We start from the raw sequence: 15,917 nt of genomic DNA on the forward strand, positions 1-15,917 counted from the left end.
CCATGCAGGCCGGCCTCCTGGGCTGCATGACGACCCCGGCGCAGGGCAACGTGATCCCGCCCGGTGCCCTGTACGCCTGTGACAACGGCAAGTTCGGCAAGGGCTGGCCCGGCGCCGAGGGCTGGTTCGCCTGGCTGAAGGCGACCGTCGACCGCTACGGCCGAGACCGCTGCCTGTGGGCCGTCGCCCCCGACGTCCCCATGGACGCCGCGGCGACCTTGGCCGAGTCGCTGCCGTGGCTGGAGCGGATCCGCGCACTGGGTGTTCCGGTCGCTTTCGCTGCCCAGGACGGCAGCGAGCGCGGCCTCATCCCCTGGGACTTGATCGACGTGCTGTTCCTCGCGGGCTCCACCCAGTGGAAGACCTCACCGGCCGCGCACCGCCTGGCCCTGAGGGCGCAGGAGCGAGGCATGGCCGTCCACATGGGCCGCGTCAACTCCCGCCGGCGGCTGCGTATCGCGCAGGCCTTCGGGTCCACCAGCTGCGACGGCACCTATCTCGCCTTCGGGCCCGACACCAACCTTCCCCGCCTTCTCGCCTGGATGAACGAACTCCACGCCACCCCCACTCTGTTCGGAGACGAGACATGACGACCTGGCTGCGCCTCATCGGCGCATCGATCATGGGCATCCTCGCCCCCGTCCCCTCCAGCGTGACCTCCCCGATGACCGAGGCGGAGGGCGCCTGGGTCCGCGCGAACGCCTGGACCAGGGGACTGCGCAAGATCGAGGACGCCTACCCCCATGGCTTCCACCGCTGGTGCTCCTGCGAGCGGGGCATCTGCCACCCCTGCGGCTCCGGTCGCCACGCCCAGTGCGTCAGCGCCAGCGGCCCCCGCCTCGACGACTACGCCGGCACCATCACCGACCGCGGCGGCTTCGTCGTCGCCGTGATCCACCACGGGCCCGGCCAGCAGCCCTGCCGGTGGTTATGCCCCTGCCCCCACCCTGCCGACGGCACGGACCCCGTGGACACTCCGGCCGCCCCGGAGAAGAGGCCGGTGCGGCAGCGACGCGGTTCCTCCGTCTCCGACGATCAGCTCACCTTGCTTCCCGGCCTGGATGCGGACCTGTCCGAGAAGACCGCAGCAGACGGGGAGGGACAGTGAACCTCCCGGTTCAAGAGACGCTGCCGTTCGAGGACTTGGCCGAGGCACAGTCAGCGTCGCCCTGGTGCCAGCGGTGGCGGGCGGGAAAGCACTCCTGGCGCCACGTCCGGGATGGCGGCTTCGATGCCCGGAACTACCGCGTGGACGTCATCCCCGAGGAAGAGCCGGCCAAGACGTTTGTGCTCGCGCACCACTACTCCCGGTCGTGGCCGCCGGTGAAGGTGCAGTTCGGCCTGTACGACGTCTCCGGCAGCAGGCGTCGGCTGTGCGGCGCTGCCGTGTTCGGGGTTCCGGTCAGCACAGCTGTCCTTACCAAGCCCCTGCCGGGGCTGGAGCCTTACAAGGAGTCGCTGGTGTGCTCGCGCTTCGTCCTGCTCGATGAGTGCCCCGGTAACTCGGAGTCGTGGTTCCTCGCCCGCTGTTTCGATGCCCTGCTCGCGGACGGGGTACGCGGCGTTGTCTCGTTCGCCGACCCCGTCCCGCGCCGCACCGCCTCCGGCCGACTGGTGATGCCCGGGCACGTGGGAACGATCTACGCGGCGACGAACGCTGTGTACGCCGGCCGGGCAACCGCCCGGACGGTGAAGCTTCTGCCGGACGGCACCGTCTTCCACGACCGGGCAGCGCAGAAGATCCGCCGCGCCGAGCAGGGCCACGAATACGCCGCTGCTCAACTCCTTGCGCTCGGAGCTCCGCGACCGCGGCCCGGCTGCGACCCGGCTCTGTGGCTGCGTGAGGCCCTGGCCGCGGTTGGCGCCCGCAACGTCCGGCACCGCGGTGTGCACCGCTTCTGCGGACGGTTTGCGCGTGTTGCCGCTTGGGCGACGACGGTACCAGGGCGACGGGCTCCCGGATGCAGTTCGTGGCCGCTCCGAATGGAACACCCCTGCGGTTCTCGCGGGCGTTGCCCGGCCGCACGCACGACCTGACCGCAGCCCGCGCACACGGTGTGATCCAAGCCTGTCTGTCCCGTCAGCTTCTCGTCCTGGCCGACCGCGCCTACCAATGTGCCGGCGCTACTGAGAAGCGCCGTGAAAAGAGAAGAATGGAATGCCTGGAAGACTATCGGTGTCGTAGTCCTGACTCTCTGCGCAGGCGGCTGCCTACTTGCCGCCCGCGAGCTGCTGCTCCAGCTTGCGGACCCGTTTCACCACGCCGGTCTTGACCCGGCGGCTCTCCAGGGTTCGGGCGAGATCGCTCACCAGCTGCGTGGCGGGTTCACCCTTGCCGTGCTGGTCGAGCGACCGGGCGATGTGCTCGACATTGCGGGTCAGACGGATGTGGCCGAACGTCTCGGCGGCGGCGTTCAGGTCTCCGTACGCCTGCTCGGCGTGCTGCCAACCCGCCTCGGGGTCGGCCGACGTCAGCTCCAGGCGCGGTCCCCTGCCGTCACCGCCCTGCATGACTTTGCCGGGCACGGTCTCCGTGAGCGCCAGGCAGGCGGCGGCGTGCTTGGCGACGGCCTCGTCGGGAATTCGGTCCACGACCTCGCGCAGCACATCGTTGGCTCCGTGCAGCACCCGGCTTCCGCCCAGCGCCAGCACGCGTCCCACGGTGTCCGTGCAGATGTCGTCCGCCAGCCGCTCCTGCTCACGGCTGGCCGGGCGTTCCACCCGGAGCATGAGCGGCGCGGCCATGACCTGTCCGGCCGTGGCGCTGGCGACGGAGGACGCTGCGCCGCCGGCGGCGGTGCGCAGCGCGGCGTACACGCGGTACGTGCCGGGTTCGGCGATCTGCCAGCCGCCGAGTCCGGAGCTGAGCACGATCTGCCCGTAGAGTGCCTCGCCGGGCTGCAGCACGATGGGTTCGGGGCGCATGCAGTACTTCAGGTACGGCCGGTGCATCCGTGCCTCGGTCTCCCCCTCACGCTGGATGACGATGCCGAGGTCGTCGCCCCTCAGCTTGTTGCGGTCGACCATCACCGGGTCGGTGGAGGTGTTGGCCAGCTTCAGCTCCCCGATGACCGGTTCGAGCATGCCGTAGCGGTACGTGCCCTCGTGGTCGGGATTGCGGCTGACGCGGAGCGAGAGCGTCAGAGGACTGGGGGCGGAGTACTGGCGGACCTGCTCGAAGGCGTGGTGGTCAAACCAGGGGATGTTGCCCATCTGCACGAACCGCTCGGGTGCATGCCGCAGGAAACGCAGTTCGCTCTCCGAGAAGAAGTACCGGAAGTCGCGGAAGAAGGCCTGCTCCCCACCGTTGACCAGCAACGGGTAGTTCATGAAGCTCCGGGACTCCGGCTCGTCGACCAGCGGGATCCACGGCGTCTCCTCCGACTTGGCCCAGGCGTGTGCGAGATTGAAGCAGTGCCCGATCTCGTGCACGGCCGTCCAGAAGCGCATCCGGCGGGCGAACGCCTCCGGCGCGGGGTCGTTCGGCGGGCGTCTGGAGATGAACGAGTCGGAGAAGATCGCGCAGCCCTGCCGCTGGGCGGTGCCGATGCTGTCGAACATAATGCCGCCGAGGCCGTAGGAAGAGAAATCTTCGCCTGGCTCGTGCAGGCCCGCGAACAACGTCCACACCTGCCACTGGGCGACGCCCTGCCCACCAGGCCCCGGCCTCCACTCGGACCAGTGCTGCTGCATCGCGTCGTGCATCTCGATGTCGGACCACTTGTCGTCGACGGAGGCCGAGCGCGGGATCACGTTGCCGCCACCAGTGCGAGTGACCTTGATCCCCTGCCGGGTGAAGGCATCCTCCACCGTGAGGGTGATGTTCGGGAGGTCGGCGGGCCTCACTGGGTGGTCGTGCAGCGCGTACGCGTCCGTCTGCTCGGCCCCCTCGACGCGGTCGAACTCGATCCCGACCTCGCGGAACGCCGACCGCGCAAAGGTGTAGCCGAGGACCAGGTCGGCCGCGCCCGGGCGGCGGAAGGTCACCCGCGCGGCGAGCTGCTGCAGCGGCGGGCTGCCGGTGAGCTGCACGCGGATCGAGGTGGCGGGGCGCAGGGAGCCGTTGCCGTCGCGGTAGCTGATCGGGCCGGTGTACGAGCCGTCCGGCTCCTTGGTCACCTTGGCGAACCAGGTGAACCCGCCGGTGACGAGCCGCCAGATACGCCCCGAGACAGTCATCGTGGGGGCCGACCCGTCTACGTCCACGCGGAGTTCCTCGAACAGGCCGAGGGCGGCGCCCGGCGGGATCGTCTCCGCCGGCGGCTGAACGGTCTGGGGCTGCTCAACCGCGATCGCGTTCTCTTCGGGAAGGGCCCCCGTCGGCATCGCTGCACCGGTCGGACCCACCTCCGTCGCGACCATGCCGGGCATCGTCGGTACGTTCGGCAGGACCTGCGCTCCGTCGTAGTCGGGGGCGGGGAGGACGGGCAGGTCGGTGCGGACGTAGACGCCGCTGCGCTGTACCAGGAGGGCTGCGGCCAGCGCTCCTGGCTGAGCGCCGGCCGCTGTGTCCCAGCGGTCCTGGACGCCTTCGGTGTACACGCGCGAGCCGTACCCGGCTCGTTCCCGGCCGTCACCGGCACGGCGGGATATCTCGTCAACGACGGCGCGGACGAGCTCGTCGAGCCCACTCTGCAGGCGGTGCTTCTCTGTGGTCATGCCGGCCTCTCCTCAGCCCGGGCTCCGTCGCCCCGGCGTGGTGGTGCAGCGGAAGGGGTGGGTGCCCGGCCGCTTCGGACGCCTGGCGCGCGGTCTGCGGGCGTCTGGCCTGCCGAGATGCCTGCCGCATCAGGGCAGGGCGCTGCAACGGTCGGGATGCCTGAGCGCGATGCGGAGGGATGCCGAACCGGCCCGGAGCCTGCGCCCCGTCCGGTCGCGCCTCCGAGCGCACACCCCCCTGTCGTTGGAAGGCCGGACCCTTCAAATGGAAATCCGACCACTCAGGGGGCGCAATTCGAACGCGTCCGATCGAGTCGTCCGTGGAGCGCCTCGCCCAGCAGACGTGCCAGTCACACGTAGCCGGGGAGGTCTCCGCTCGCGCGGACGGTGAGGCCGTCGTCGGCGTGGAGGTCGACCAGCACCGCCTTGGTGGCGGTGGTGTCGATCTCCACGCTCTCGCGTGGCCCTCCCTGGATCGAGACCTCCGCCGTGACCCCGCCGTCCCGGCCCGGAACCTCGAGGGAGCGGGCCAGGCCGATCTGCCGTCGGGTGGGCACCGAGGGGTCGTCCAGGACGACGGTTCCGTCCACAGTCACCACGCGACGTGCTCGCCCTGGAACTCCTCCTGCAGTGCGATCCGAAGCACGCTCATGGCATCCGCCTCACTTCGTCGCCCCTACAGGCTTCTGACGCCCCGACGATACGGCGGGCGGGAGCTGCAATCCGAAAGAGCGGTGATCAACTCTGGCCACGTTACGCCAACCAGGCAACGCCCGAACCAGTGAATCTGAACCGTCGCCCAACCGCCCTGACCAGCTACTACTTAGCTTCTCCCGCACAGCAGGGGAGCCTCAGTTCCGTCAAATGCCGCCCGACCTTTATGCCCAATATATAAAGTTTGCCACTGTTAGTTCCAATCTAAGGTGCATTGACTAGGTTCTAGCTAGCCTGATCGTCGCAGCTTAGGGGCTCGCCACAACAACGAGGAGGCATGATGTCGGACGTACCTGAAGATCGCACCAGCCGGATCAGCAGCCGCGAGGACAAACTGGAGATTCGTGCGGAGAGGCTGGGTGAATGGACCAACGCCGAGCAGCTGTACCCATCGGCGGCGAAGGCTCAGCAGATCCAAAGTGCCCTCAAGAAGACGCTCATCGAGCAGCTCGAGGCCGAAGCGGCGAGACTCGGTGACAGGAGCAGTGCTGCGATCCACGGCAAGACCGGGATCAGCACTCTGGAGGACCAGATCAGAGTCAACCCGCCAACGTCGGACTGACGGGGCGTGTGTCGACTGTCGAAGGATTTCTCTGCGGATGGCTGCTTCGTCAACCAACACGATAATTGGGGTAGAGCGCTTCCTCGCAGCTTGGGCGGTGCCGTCCAAGCATTCGTTGCGCCTCCCGCTCCGCGAGGGCGCGGCTGGCCAGCGTAACCTGTCGGGCGGTGCGAGGGATGCCGCGGTTGTCTTCCCTCGCGGTCATCCGCAGTTCGTCGACGCGCTGGAGGACGGAGTCCGCGCGCTCGTCGTGCTGCTCATCAATGAACTGGACTGCGTCACGTTCTCGAGCTGCGAGGGTCATGCCGCAGAGGACGGCCAAACTCTGCTGTGGGGCCGCAGCGTCGACATTCTGCCGCGCGACGCCGCTGAGGGTGCGCGACTGCGCGCGGCACTTCGGGGCTGCATCGATGCTGTCCCGCAGGTGCTGGAAGCGCCGGTGCGCTTGCAGCTCGTCGAGAACGAGGTTGAGACCGAGCTCGGCACGCTGCCGGCGATGACGCTCGACTTCACGCCGGAGACGACCGACGCTGCCACCTACTTCGCTGGAGTCGCGCCTCTGTACGCAGCCCTGCTGGCCGAGGTCAAGGTCGTGAACCCATGATCCAGGTGATCGTCAAAGTCGCGTCACGCTGCAACCTCAACTGCTCGTACTGCTATGTGTATAATAAGGGTGACACGTCTTGGCGGCAGCGCCCACCTCAGATGTCGGACGCAATCTTTACGGCGACCCTCGACCGCGCCCACGAGTACGCTGAGGCGATTGGCGACCGCGCGGTCAGTCTGGTCTTCCACGGCGGCGAGCCGACGCTCGTCGGCCCCGACCGCTTCCGCGCCTGGTGCGTCGAGGCACGCGAGCGGCTTGGCGGTGCAGGCCTCAAGGTTGGCCTGACGCTGCAGACCAACGGTACGTTGATCGACGATCGCTGGATTGAGGCCTGCCGGTCCGGCCGGGTCGGTGTCGGCGTGAGCCTAGACGGGCCGCGGGAGATCAACGATCGTGCGCGTGTCGACCACAGTGGCCGGGGCTCTCATACGCGGGTCGAGCGCGCGCTGCGCCTGCTCAGCGCTGGCGGCGTCGAGCATGGCCTGCTTTGCGTGATCCCGCTCGGCACTGATCCGCTGAGTGTCCATCAGCATTTCCTGGAGCTTGGCGCGCCAGCAGTGACCTACCTCTGGCCCGACATCACCCACGATCAAATCGCGCCTATCCTTGCCAAGTTCGGTCCTACACCGTGCGCCGACTTCATGATCCCGATCTTCGATGTCTGGCACAACGACCTGGCGACGGTCGACGTCCGCGACCTGCGGAATATCAGCAGTGTCCTCCTCGGCGGTCGCAGCCGGATCGAGACCATCGGAAATGTCGCGCCGCACTACTTCTTCGTCGAGACTGACGGCGCGATTGAGGGGCTGGATGCGCTCCGCGTCTGCGAGGACGGTCTCAGCGCCACGCATCTCAACGTCCTCACAGCCGGCTTCGCTGACGTCCGGGCCACTGGCGGGCTCCACGCGCGCTCGATCTTGGACGGTCATCCTCTTCCGACGGGGTGCCACGGGTGTCGAGAGGCATCGACCTGCGCCGGGGGCTACCTGCCCCACCGGTTCTCAGTGCAACGACGTTTCGACAACCCGAGCGCCTGGTGCGCTGACCTGTTGAAGCTGCTAGGACACGTGCGCATGCGGCTGGCGGTCAGCCCGGAGGAGACGCTCGCCTACCGCCGCCACTACGACCTCCTGCGGCGGCGCTCGATCGCTACGGTCACTGCGCCCCAACCCGCCACCCACTGATAAGGAAGCAAGGACGCCTCATGCTCGATGTCCTCCCCGTGGAGACACTTGCGACCCCTGACGCCGACGACGGCGCGTTCTTCGAGCAGGTCGTGACGCTGTTTGCGGCGCAGGCGATGACGCTGCCCGCCGCAGCCGCAGCGATGGAGGCCGTGCAGGCGGGCGGCCAGGATCCTGCGCTCCTTGCCCTCGTCCGTGCGCACGCTTCCGCGCCGGATTTCGCGACGGCCTGGGATCCGGCGTTCGGCGCGTTTCACGCGAGAATCGCTGCCGGCGCGGTCACGCCGGAACGGCTGGCCGCCGTCGCCCTCCGGCTGCACGAGCGCGGCACGACTGGCGCTTGGTCGGCGACGGTCAGCGAGAAGGCCGCGCTGCGCTTCGACCGATGGCCGATCCCGCCGGGCCGCGCACTCGCAGTGCGCGCGATGGATGAACGCGTCGAAATCGTGGTCGACGGTCTCCGCGCGCATTTCGCGCGTACGGCCGGGGGGCAATGGGTTCGCGAAGAGGGAGACGCGGTCGCGTGGCCGCCGCTTATCGAGGCCCGCCTCGATCGCCTACCAGGCTCCGCTTATCGCGCCATCGTCCTGCGTCGCCACCAACTCTGGGGCCCTGAGGTCGCTGACATCGCCCACGACGTCGACGACTTCGAGTACGACCGTGCCGGCGAGCGCGTCACACGTGCCCTTGAGCTCCTTGCGAACCATGCGCCGCAATACGCCCACTCGGTCACCCATGTGCTGCGCTTCGTTGCGCCGTGGCGGGTCCGCTCTGACTACCGCCCGACCGGCAGCAGCAGCACAAACGTTGCGCCGGGCCTGGTTGGCGTTGGCAACCACGATCACGCGACGTCGCTCGCCGAGAGCCTCGTCCACGAGGCGTCACACCACTACTACTACGTTGCCACCCGGCTCGGGCCCGTTACCGACGGAAGTGACATCGGGCTCTACCCCAACCCGTTCTTCGGCCGCGACCGCCCGCTCGACCGTATCCTGCTTGCCTACCATGCGTTCGTCCACGTCTTCGCGTTCACCCGCGCCGCACTGGACAGCGGCTGCGACGACCTGACGTACCTCGAATGGCGCCTGCCGCACCTCACGCGAGGGCTACGCGTGCTGGAAAAAAGCCTGGCAAGCAGCCCCGCGCTGACGCCGCTCGGGCAGTCACTCTTCTCGGCACTCGAGCGCCTAAGCCGAGCGACGGCGGAGGCGTGATGGCGACCCTGGCCACCGCGCCCGAAACGCCCTACGTCCCGGGCATCGCGCCGCAGTCCGACTTCCGCACGGCGCTCGTGACGATGCCATTCGGCAGCGCGAAGGCGCCGTCGATCCAGCTCGGCCTGCTGTCGGCGATCTGCGAGAAAGCTGGCTTCTCCGTCGACACACGCTATCCGAACCTTGAACTCGCGGCCGAACTCGGCGTTAGCCTCTACGAGCGCCTCTGCGAACACCGCGGCCACATGACCGGTGACTGGCTCTTCGCGCCTGCGGCGTTTGGAGCCGAGACCGCCGGCCCCACAGCGCGCTTCTTCGAGCGCTTCCCATCCGAGCGCGCCTGGGCTGAGGACCTCAGCGAAGATGCGGGCTTTCTCCCCGAACTACGGTCCCGGATTCTGCCAGCTTACGTCGATCGGATCGCTGCCGCGGACGACTGGGGAAAGTACGCAGTCGTCGGCTTCTCAAGCACATTCCAGCAGAACGTGGCGTCCCTCGCACTCGCACGGCGGATCAAGACTCGTTGGCCGCGAACACTGATCGTATTCGGCGGCGCCAACGTGGACGGCGAAATGGGCGCCGAACTGCTGCGCGCGTTTGAGTGGGTCGACATCGTCGTCTCCGGCGAAGGTGACGCGGCCCTGCCAGCGCTGTTGGCGGCGATCGAGGCCGGCGTGGACCCGGCGGGAATTGCGGGGATCCTCAAACGTGGGCCCGGTGGCGCGGTGAGCGGAGCGCAGGCCCCGCCGACCAGCGCGCTCGATGACCTCCCGACACCCGACTACCATGCGTATTTTCGGCAGGCCCGGGAACTGGGCCTCTACGACGAACTTGCACCGCGTGTCCGCATCCCGATCGAGAGCTCGCGCGGATGTTGGTGGGGCGCCAAGCACCACTGCACGTTCTGTGGTCTCAACGGGCTCGGCATGGGCTACCGTGCCAAGAAGCCCGAGCGGGTTCTGCGCGAGCTCGGCGATCTCTCTGCCGCGCACGGCACTACGGGCTTCGACGGCGTCGACAACATCCTGAGCCTCGGCTACATCGACACGCTCTTCACTAAGATTGCCGACTCCAAGCTCGACTTCCGGTTCTTTTACGAGGTCAAGGCAAACATGGGGCGCGACAAGATTCGCAAGCTCGCACACGGCGGTGTCGAGACCGTGCAGCCCGGGATCGAGAGTATGAGCACGCACGTGCTCCAGCTGATGCGCAAGGGCAGCACGATGCTGCAGAACGTCCTCTGCTTGAAGTGGTGCTCGTACTACGGAATCGGGGTCGCGTGGAACCTGCTGCATGGGTTCCCTGGTGAACTAGAGGAAGACTACGTCGCCCAGTTGAAGGTTCTTCGGGCTATCAGACACTTGCAGCCACCGAATGGCTTCGACCGGATCTGGCTGGAGCGCTTCTCGCCGTACTACACGGAGGCGGAGGCGTTCGGCGTGCGCAGCGTGCGGCCCAGCGCGAGCTACGCCGAGGTTTACCCTGACCATGTGGCGTTGGATCGGCTTGCGTACTTCTTCGACTACGAAATGCCGGATGCGCTGGGCGAGGCGGCCCGGGGCACCACACACGCACAGGTCCTAGACGAGACCGCGCGCTGGGTCGCGCACTGGCAGGAGCTATGGGCGCAGCCGGTGAGGCCGTCGCTCACATTTCGGCGGATCCCGCGCGGCGTACTGGTCGACCGCGACGACGGCACTGGTTCATGCCGCACGGTAGCCCTGAGCGGTGCGCCGGCCGAGATGCTGCTCTGCTGCAGCGACCGCCCCCAGGCCGTGCGGGCCGTCACGGCACACCTGCTCGCAACGACCGGCGAGGCATTCCCGCCGGACGACGTCCGCGAGACGCTGGAGTCATTCTGCGACGCCGGGCTGATGGTGGGCGAGGCCGATCGCTTCCTGTCGCTACCACTCCCAGAGAACCGGCACTGGTAGGCAATGGATTACCGCAGGCTGGGGCAAACAGACCTCGTAGTCTCCGCGCTCGCCTTCGGCGCCTTCGGCATCGGCGGCGGCGTGCCGGGAGACAGCTACGGGCCGACCGACGACGCCGACTCCGCGCGGGCGATCCTGGCAGCGCTGGATCAGGGCTGCTCCTTCTTCGACACCGCCGACTACTACGGCATGGGTCACAGCGAGGCCCTGATCGGCCGCACGCTGGCGGCGACATCGGGGGGCCAGGATGCGCTGATCGCGACCAAGGGCGGTTCGCGACTAGACCGACCTGTGGCGGACTTCTCTCGCGCATACCTGCTCGGCGCGGTGGAAGAAAGCCTGCGGCGGTTGCGACGCGACCACATCGACTTGTACTTGTTGCACAACCCTTCGTTGGAGGTAATCCAGGCAGGCGAAGTGTTCGAAACACTGGAGGAGTTGCGGACGAGTGGGAAGATCCGCCATGGCGGTGTGTCGGTTCACACCACCCAGGAAGGACTGGCCGCGCTCGCGCAGCCGGGGTGCGCAGCCGTCCAAATGGTGTTCAGCCTCGTCTCAGGGTTGTGGCCCGACCTGGCCGCCGACGGGCTGATCGACGAGATCGCCACGTCGGGCGTTGGCCTGATCGCCCGCGAGCCGCTAGCCAACGGCTTCCTCGCGAGACCCCATCGAGAGGACGAAACCTACGGCCCAGGCGACATCCGCAGCTCCTTCTCGACCGGGCAGCGGCGGCTGCGGATCCGGCTGGCGGCGTCGCTACGGCCGCCGGAGCCCGCCGCCCCTGGCGGACCGACGTCCGCACAGCTCGCACTGCGCTACGTCCTAGACGAGCCGCGCGTCTCCACGGCGATTGTAGGACTCAAGACGGCCGCGCAAGTCAGAGAATGCTTCGGCGCATTGGAGCTCGGCTCGTACTGGGAGCATCGCGGCGCGATCAGGAGCGACAGATGACGAGCGCGACGTATACGGCCGGCGGCTGGCCGTTCTGGGCACCGCTCGGCGATGAAGAGATCGCCGACGCGCTCGCGCTCGCTGGCCTGCGGCCCGGCGAGCGCTTTCTCGACCTCGGCTGCGGCGATGGCCGCGTAATGGCGGCAGCGCTCGATGCAGGCGCTCACGTGTCGGGCTACGAGATCGACGGCGCCTTGGCCACGCGGGCGCGCGATCGGCTCGCAAGCGCCGGTGGTCGGGCCCGCGTGATCGAGCGGAGCTTCTTCGACGCGCCGCTGGATGCCGATGTCGTCTTCGCATACCTCTCGCCAGCGATGCTCCAGCGTCTGCGCCCGCAGCTCGAGCTCCTGCCCGCGGCCTGCCGTATCGTCACGGCTTGGTTCGACGTACCAGGCTGGGCACCGCCCACAGCCCGTCGGCGTAACGTCCGGTGCTACGCGGCGACGTCGGTCGCCTCCGCACCTGCCCCGGCTCCCTTTTCCGCTGGCTGGTCATCGCCCGGACTGCTCTGCGTACTTCCGACCACGGCCAAGATCCTCGTTACCACGAGCCTCGCTCACCCCCGCGGCCCGGTCGCTATCACAGTCGATGACGCTCTCACCGATCTCGTTGCGATCACAACTGGTGCCGACACCGTCGCCGGTAACCTTAAGACGATTGCTCTCGATCTCGTACTCGCACCCCGCCCCGTTGGTACGGTAGTAAAGGGCGCACTCCACGCTCCCGCTGCAGGCACCTGCGAACTCTTCTGCTTCGCCTCAACCACGTCCCCGCCCGGCTCCTGGCCCATCGATGCAGCACGCTGCGCCCAGCTGGGGGCACAGTTCCGCGGTTGATACTGGCGTTGGGGTGAGGCCAAGGAGACCGTGCCCGTTCCTGTCGAAGCACCCCTATCTATCGCCGGGCGTGGAGCGGCGCTGCACGCTGCTCCGGTGTTCCTTCCCGGGCCAGATGGAACTCGGACGTGGAACACATCCCTCTGGAGCACCCGCGTGCCGGTTCCTGTCTTCCGAGGATTTGGATTGCACGAACTCGCGCACTTCCGAGCGCACGGCGCAGAAGATCCGTCGCCAAGAGCAGGGCCACCAGTACGCCGAAGCCCAGCTCATCGCGCTCGGAGCGCCGGTGCCGCGGGCCGGGTGCAACCCGGCCGTCTGGCTTCGGGAGGCGCTGGTCGCGGTCGGCGCCCGCAACGTACGGCACCGCGGCGCGCACCGCTTCTGCGGACGGTTCCCGCGTTGATGGCGCTTGGCCGACGAAGCCAGCAGAGCGAGGAGCTCGTCGCCGATGAATGCCGTCCAAGACGTTCTGCCGCTCGCCGACTTGGCCGAGGTCCCGACCGCCTCCCTGGTGCGCACAAGGCGTGGCCGAGTGGCCTGGTATGCGGTGGCTGAGCGAGGCGATGACAGCGGTACCAGCCTCACTGTCACCACGGTTCTGCGATCCGACCACCCGGCTCGATCCCGAACCTGCTCAGTCGTTCACCCTCTTCGAAGCGCCCCCCACGCTTGAGCAGGTCTGCAGCCGCGATCAAAGACCTCCTGTCGGCGGCCTCAGCTCCTCGCATATATGTAGTGAGAGCCGCGTCAATACGGCCCACCTCAACGAGCTCAGAGGCCGCTACGCGGAAAGCATCGGCAAACCCAGAATCCGCCAAGCCGCAGGCCCAACCGACGAGCCGATCGGCGCGTTCCGCCCAGTGTTGCCATTCGTGCTGGTTAGTTACTAGCTCTTGTGCATGCTGATTGCCCCCCTCAGCTAGGCCATGCAACCAGGTCAAGGCTTCCTCGGCGCGGCGTTCCGCAGCCATACGCCTTGCTGCTATCCGAAGGCAGCCGAAGTTTCCAGCTTCTGCCGCGCGTTGGTAGAAATTTGTCGATTCATAGGTGCGGCCTGCACAGTTCAAAGCTTCTGCGGTCTCTAGGAGGTCTTGGCCATCCTCACGCGCATGCCTCACAGTTCGGCCAATCTGGATGATTCTCTCATTTGCTATCTGGAGGGCATCAGAGTCGCCCGTTTTAACCGCCTGGTCGTAAAGCATGTAGGCTTCCTGTACTTGGCCACCCCACTTCATGTCATCCGCTTCTTGGCGCAGGCGCTGACTCTCGTCTGAAGTACTCACCCGTTGGTAGAAAGCGAGGGCCTCCGCGACGCCCTCTCCACTTTCCTCGGCTTTCCCTCTGTAGAACTTAATCAGCTTCTCGTCGACTTGAGGTGCCTGTCTGAGCCTGTCCGCCGCCTCTGCGGCGTCGACGTTGCCGACCTTGGCCAATTCTTCCAGCCAGGTTATTGCTTCCTCCGTCTGTCCTGCCCCTACGAGCCGGTGTTCCGCCATCGACATCGCGTAAATAGACTGATTTCTATCGCTGGACCTCTCGGCTACTCGCTTATAGAAGGCCACAGCTTCCTCAATCCGGCCGACCCTGTCCAGCAAATCCGCAGTAATCAGCATTGCTTCCGGATTGCCGGCCGCTGCTGCCCGGGCTGCTAGTTGGTAGGCATACCGATACAGGCCGCGCCTCTCAGCCTCGTGCGCGAGTTGTGGTGTATCGCGGACCGGGGCATGGACTGTGAGCGCATCCCAAAGTTCAACCGGAACGCGAGCCGTGAGGCGGGCCGCCCGACCGTGTTCCTCTAGGTAGTCGGCGAGGCGGTAGTGCGGTTGCGTCGGAGTGGGGTGGCGAGGTCGGGGGCGGATACGGGTGATGGGTCCGCGGATTCCGTGGCAGGGCGAGGATGTATAGGTGAGGGCCTCATCCAGCCACTCCTCACCTAGGTTGTCCCACTCGGTGTCGGTGAGATAGCCGGACGCTGCTTGAGTAAGCAGCACTCGGGAGAGGGCGAGGCTGTGGCCGAGGCGGCGTGCATCCATGGCGGCATCGATCAGTGCCTTTGCCGCAGTGGGGGCGTTCTGATAGCGCTCCAGGAGGGCTGGGGCGCCGGCGAGGTACTGGGTGATACGGCCACCCTCTCCACGGGCGAGGGCTTCAGCCAGTCTCGGGTCGGTGAGGGCCTTGACCCGTAGCTCGTCGAGGGCTGTGCCTGTAAACGACTCGGCGACAGGAATGTCGGTACCGCTGAGCAGGGCGCGGGCCTGCGCATGGGGGTCGTTTTGGCCCGGGGTGGGAGGCGTGGTGAGAGTGGCCCAATATTCAGGCCACACGGCGCCGAGGACGAGGACAGGTCCACGGTCTGGATTGCGCAACAACTCGCGAAGACCAGCGGCGGCGCGGGCTCCGATCTTGGACCCTGGGGTGAGGAGATAGTGCTGTGTTTCGTTGAGCCATACGACAGTGCAGGGTCTGATGGAGCCAAGCGCATCGACAACGGCGTCGGGGCGGTCCGGTTCGAGGGGGTGCCACAGTCGCCACTGGTCCGGCAATGTCTGGACGGCTTCCCAGCAAGCACGGGTCTTGCCTGTTGAGGATCCGCCGACGAGAACAGCGAGTCTGCTGTGACCGGCTACCGCCTGTTCGACAACCCCGCGCAGCTGGACATCGTGTTCGCGCTCAACGTAAGCGGGGAGCGTCGGGAGATTCATTTCCGTAACGGATTGTAGTGGCGCGATTGCTTGGTGTACCTCCAGTGCGAACGGATCGGTCACCTCGGAGATCTTCCGTCCCAACGGCTCTTGCGTTGGCGCCGAACCTCTCTTCGTAGAAGGCCGCCCACCGCGATCAGGGTGTGTCTCCTTCCAAGCTCGCTTACGCAGGTCCAGCCACCACTGCAGCGGCGGAATACTGTGTCCCTTCTGCTCCGCCTTGGCACGCAGGTACTCCAGCAGGAAGCGAACAGGGGGTCCCTCGTTGGGTGTGCTCGTACCAGTGAGCCAATCGCCGATTGACGAGTTAGTCAGCTTCACCGGTGGTTTCTGCTGTTCACCCTGGCGGATGAGCAACGCGTACGTCGGTTCCCCTGCCTGTTGGTAGAGCGTTTTCAGATGTACAGCAAATGCGGTGGCGATCATCTGCCCTCCGCCCTGTTCTCTCCGGACCGGAGCCGAACCGGACCGCTTGCAAACATGCGCTGACCAGCACGTATTCCTTATTCCAGCATGCGGGAGACCACCGGAAACCGCACGGAGCGGTGTCT

The 15,917-nt window shown here is 67.0% G+C and carries 15 protein-coding genes; 12 read left to right on the forward strand and 3 right to left on the reverse strand.

The window, feature by feature from the left end; all coding sequences use genetic code 11:
* Positions 1 to 26 precede the first annotated feature (26 nt).
* From AC5K6T_RS15410 to AC5K6T_RS15425, 4 genes are read left to right on the forward strand one after another with little or no spacing between them, the layout of a single operon-like run.
* Complete coding sequence (locus tag AC5K6T_RS15410) at positions 27 to 590, forward strand: aldo-keto reductase family protein (RefSeq protein ID WP_493209427.1); 564 nt, start codon at positions 27 to 29, stop codon at positions 588 to 590.
* On the forward strand, positions 587 to 1,108 hold the full coding sequence (locus AC5K6T_RS15415) for a DUF6248 family natural product biosynthesis protein (RefSeq protein WP_493209429.1): 522 nt from the start codon (positions 587 to 589) through the stop codon (positions 1,106 to 1,108). Before AC5K6T_RS15410 ends, AC5K6T_RS15415 begins: the two co-directional genes overlap by 4 nt.
* A complete protein-coding gene (locus AC5K6T_RS15420) occupies positions 1,105 to 2,037 on the forward strand; it encodes a Mom family adenine methylcarbamoylation protein (protein WP_493209430.1) in 933 nt (310 codons plus the stop codon). The genes AC5K6T_RS15415 and AC5K6T_RS15420 overlap by 4 nt, the downstream gene beginning before the upstream one ends.
* Entirely contained in the window at positions 1,962 to 2,273 is a 312-nt protein-coding gene (locus AC5K6T_RS15425) for a transposase family protein (RefSeq protein WP_493209432.1), read from the forward strand. The genes AC5K6T_RS15420 and AC5K6T_RS15425 overlap by 76 nt, the downstream gene beginning before the upstream one ends.
* Here the strand turns inward: AC5K6T_RS15425 and AC5K6T_RS15430 are convergent.
* The gene (locus AC5K6T_RS15430; protein ID WP_493209434.1) at positions 2,212 to 4,659 is read right to left on the reverse strand and encodes a hypothetical protein; all 2,448 of its coding nucleotides are present in this window, start codon (positions 4,657 to 4,659) and stop codon (positions 2,212 to 2,214) included. The two genes, AC5K6T_RS15425 and AC5K6T_RS15430, sit on opposite strands and share 62 nt — an antisense overlap.
* Before the next feature lie 350 nt (positions 4,660 to 5,009).
* Complete coding sequence (locus AC5K6T_RS15435) at positions 5,010 to 5,249, reverse strand: hypothetical protein (RefSeq protein WP_493209436.1); 240 nt, start codon at positions 5,247 to 5,249, stop codon at positions 5,010 to 5,012.
* Between the two features lie 401 nt (positions 5,250 to 5,650).
* On the opposite strand from AC5K6T_RS15435, the gene AC5K6T_RS15440 reads away from it, so the two are divergent.
* The 8 genes from AC5K6T_RS15440 to AC5K6T_RS15475 all read left to right on the forward strand — a co-directional run bounded on the left by AC5K6T_RS15440 (position 5,651) and on the right by AC5K6T_RS15475 (position 13,067).
* Positions 5,651 to 5,935, forward strand: coding sequence for a hypothetical protein (locus AC5K6T_RS15440; RefSeq protein WP_493209438.1), 285 nt, complete (start codon positions 5,651 to 5,653; stop codon positions 5,933 to 5,935).
* Between the two features lie 37 nt (positions 5,936 to 5,972).
* A complete protein-coding gene (locus tag AC5K6T_RS15445) occupies positions 5,973 to 6,539 on the forward strand; it encodes a hypothetical protein (protein WP_493209440.1) in 567 nt (188 codons plus the stop codon).
* Entirely contained in the window at positions 6,536 to 7,726 is a 1,191-nt protein-coding gene (locus tag AC5K6T_RS15450) for a radical SAM protein (RefSeq protein WP_493209442.1), read from the forward strand. Before AC5K6T_RS15445 ends, AC5K6T_RS15450 begins: the two co-directional genes overlap by 4 nt.
* A gap of 20 nt (positions 7,727 to 7,746) precedes the next feature.
* Positions 7,747 to 8,940, forward strand: a complete 1,194-nt coding sequence (locus AC5K6T_RS15455; protein WP_493209444.1) for an aKG-HExxH-type peptide beta-hydroxylase — start codon at positions 7,747 to 7,749, stop codon at positions 8,938 to 8,940.
* Positions 8,940 to 10,874, forward strand: a complete 1,935-nt coding sequence (locus AC5K6T_RS15460) for a RiPP maturation radical SAM C-methyltransferase (RefSeq protein ID WP_493209446.1) — start codon at positions 8,940 to 8,942, stop codon at positions 10,872 to 10,874. The genes AC5K6T_RS15455 and AC5K6T_RS15460 overlap by 1 nt, the downstream gene beginning before the upstream one ends.
* 3 nt (positions 10,875 to 10,877) lie before the next feature.
* On the forward strand, positions 10,878 to 11,825 hold the full coding sequence (locus tag AC5K6T_RS15465) for an aldo/keto reductase (RefSeq protein ID WP_493209448.1): 948 nt from the start codon (positions 10,878 to 10,880) through the stop codon (positions 11,823 to 11,825).
* Entirely contained in the window at positions 11,822 to 12,661 is an 840-nt protein-coding gene (locus AC5K6T_RS15470) for a methyltransferase domain-containing protein (RefSeq protein ID WP_493209449.1), read from the forward strand. Before AC5K6T_RS15465 ends, AC5K6T_RS15470 begins: the two co-directional genes overlap by 4 nt.
* Before the next feature lie 181 nt (positions 12,662 to 12,842).
* The gene (locus AC5K6T_RS15475; RefSeq protein ID WP_493209451.1) at positions 12,843 to 13,067 is read left to right on the forward strand and encodes a hypothetical protein; all 225 of its coding nucleotides are present in this window, start codon (positions 12,843 to 12,845) and stop codon (positions 13,065 to 13,067) included.
* Positions 13,068 to 13,251: 184 nt separating this feature from the next.
* Here AC5K6T_RS15475 and AC5K6T_RS15480 read toward each other — a convergent pair whose 3' ends face one another.
* Entirely contained in the window at positions 13,252 to 15,792 is a 2,541-nt protein-coding gene (locus AC5K6T_RS15480) for a hypothetical protein (RefSeq protein ID WP_493209453.1), read from the reverse strand.
* Between the last annotated feature and the right edge of the window lie 125 nt (positions 15,793 to 15,917).

The sequence above is a fragment of the Streptomyces sp. B8-7 genome (genome assembly GCF_058833805.1).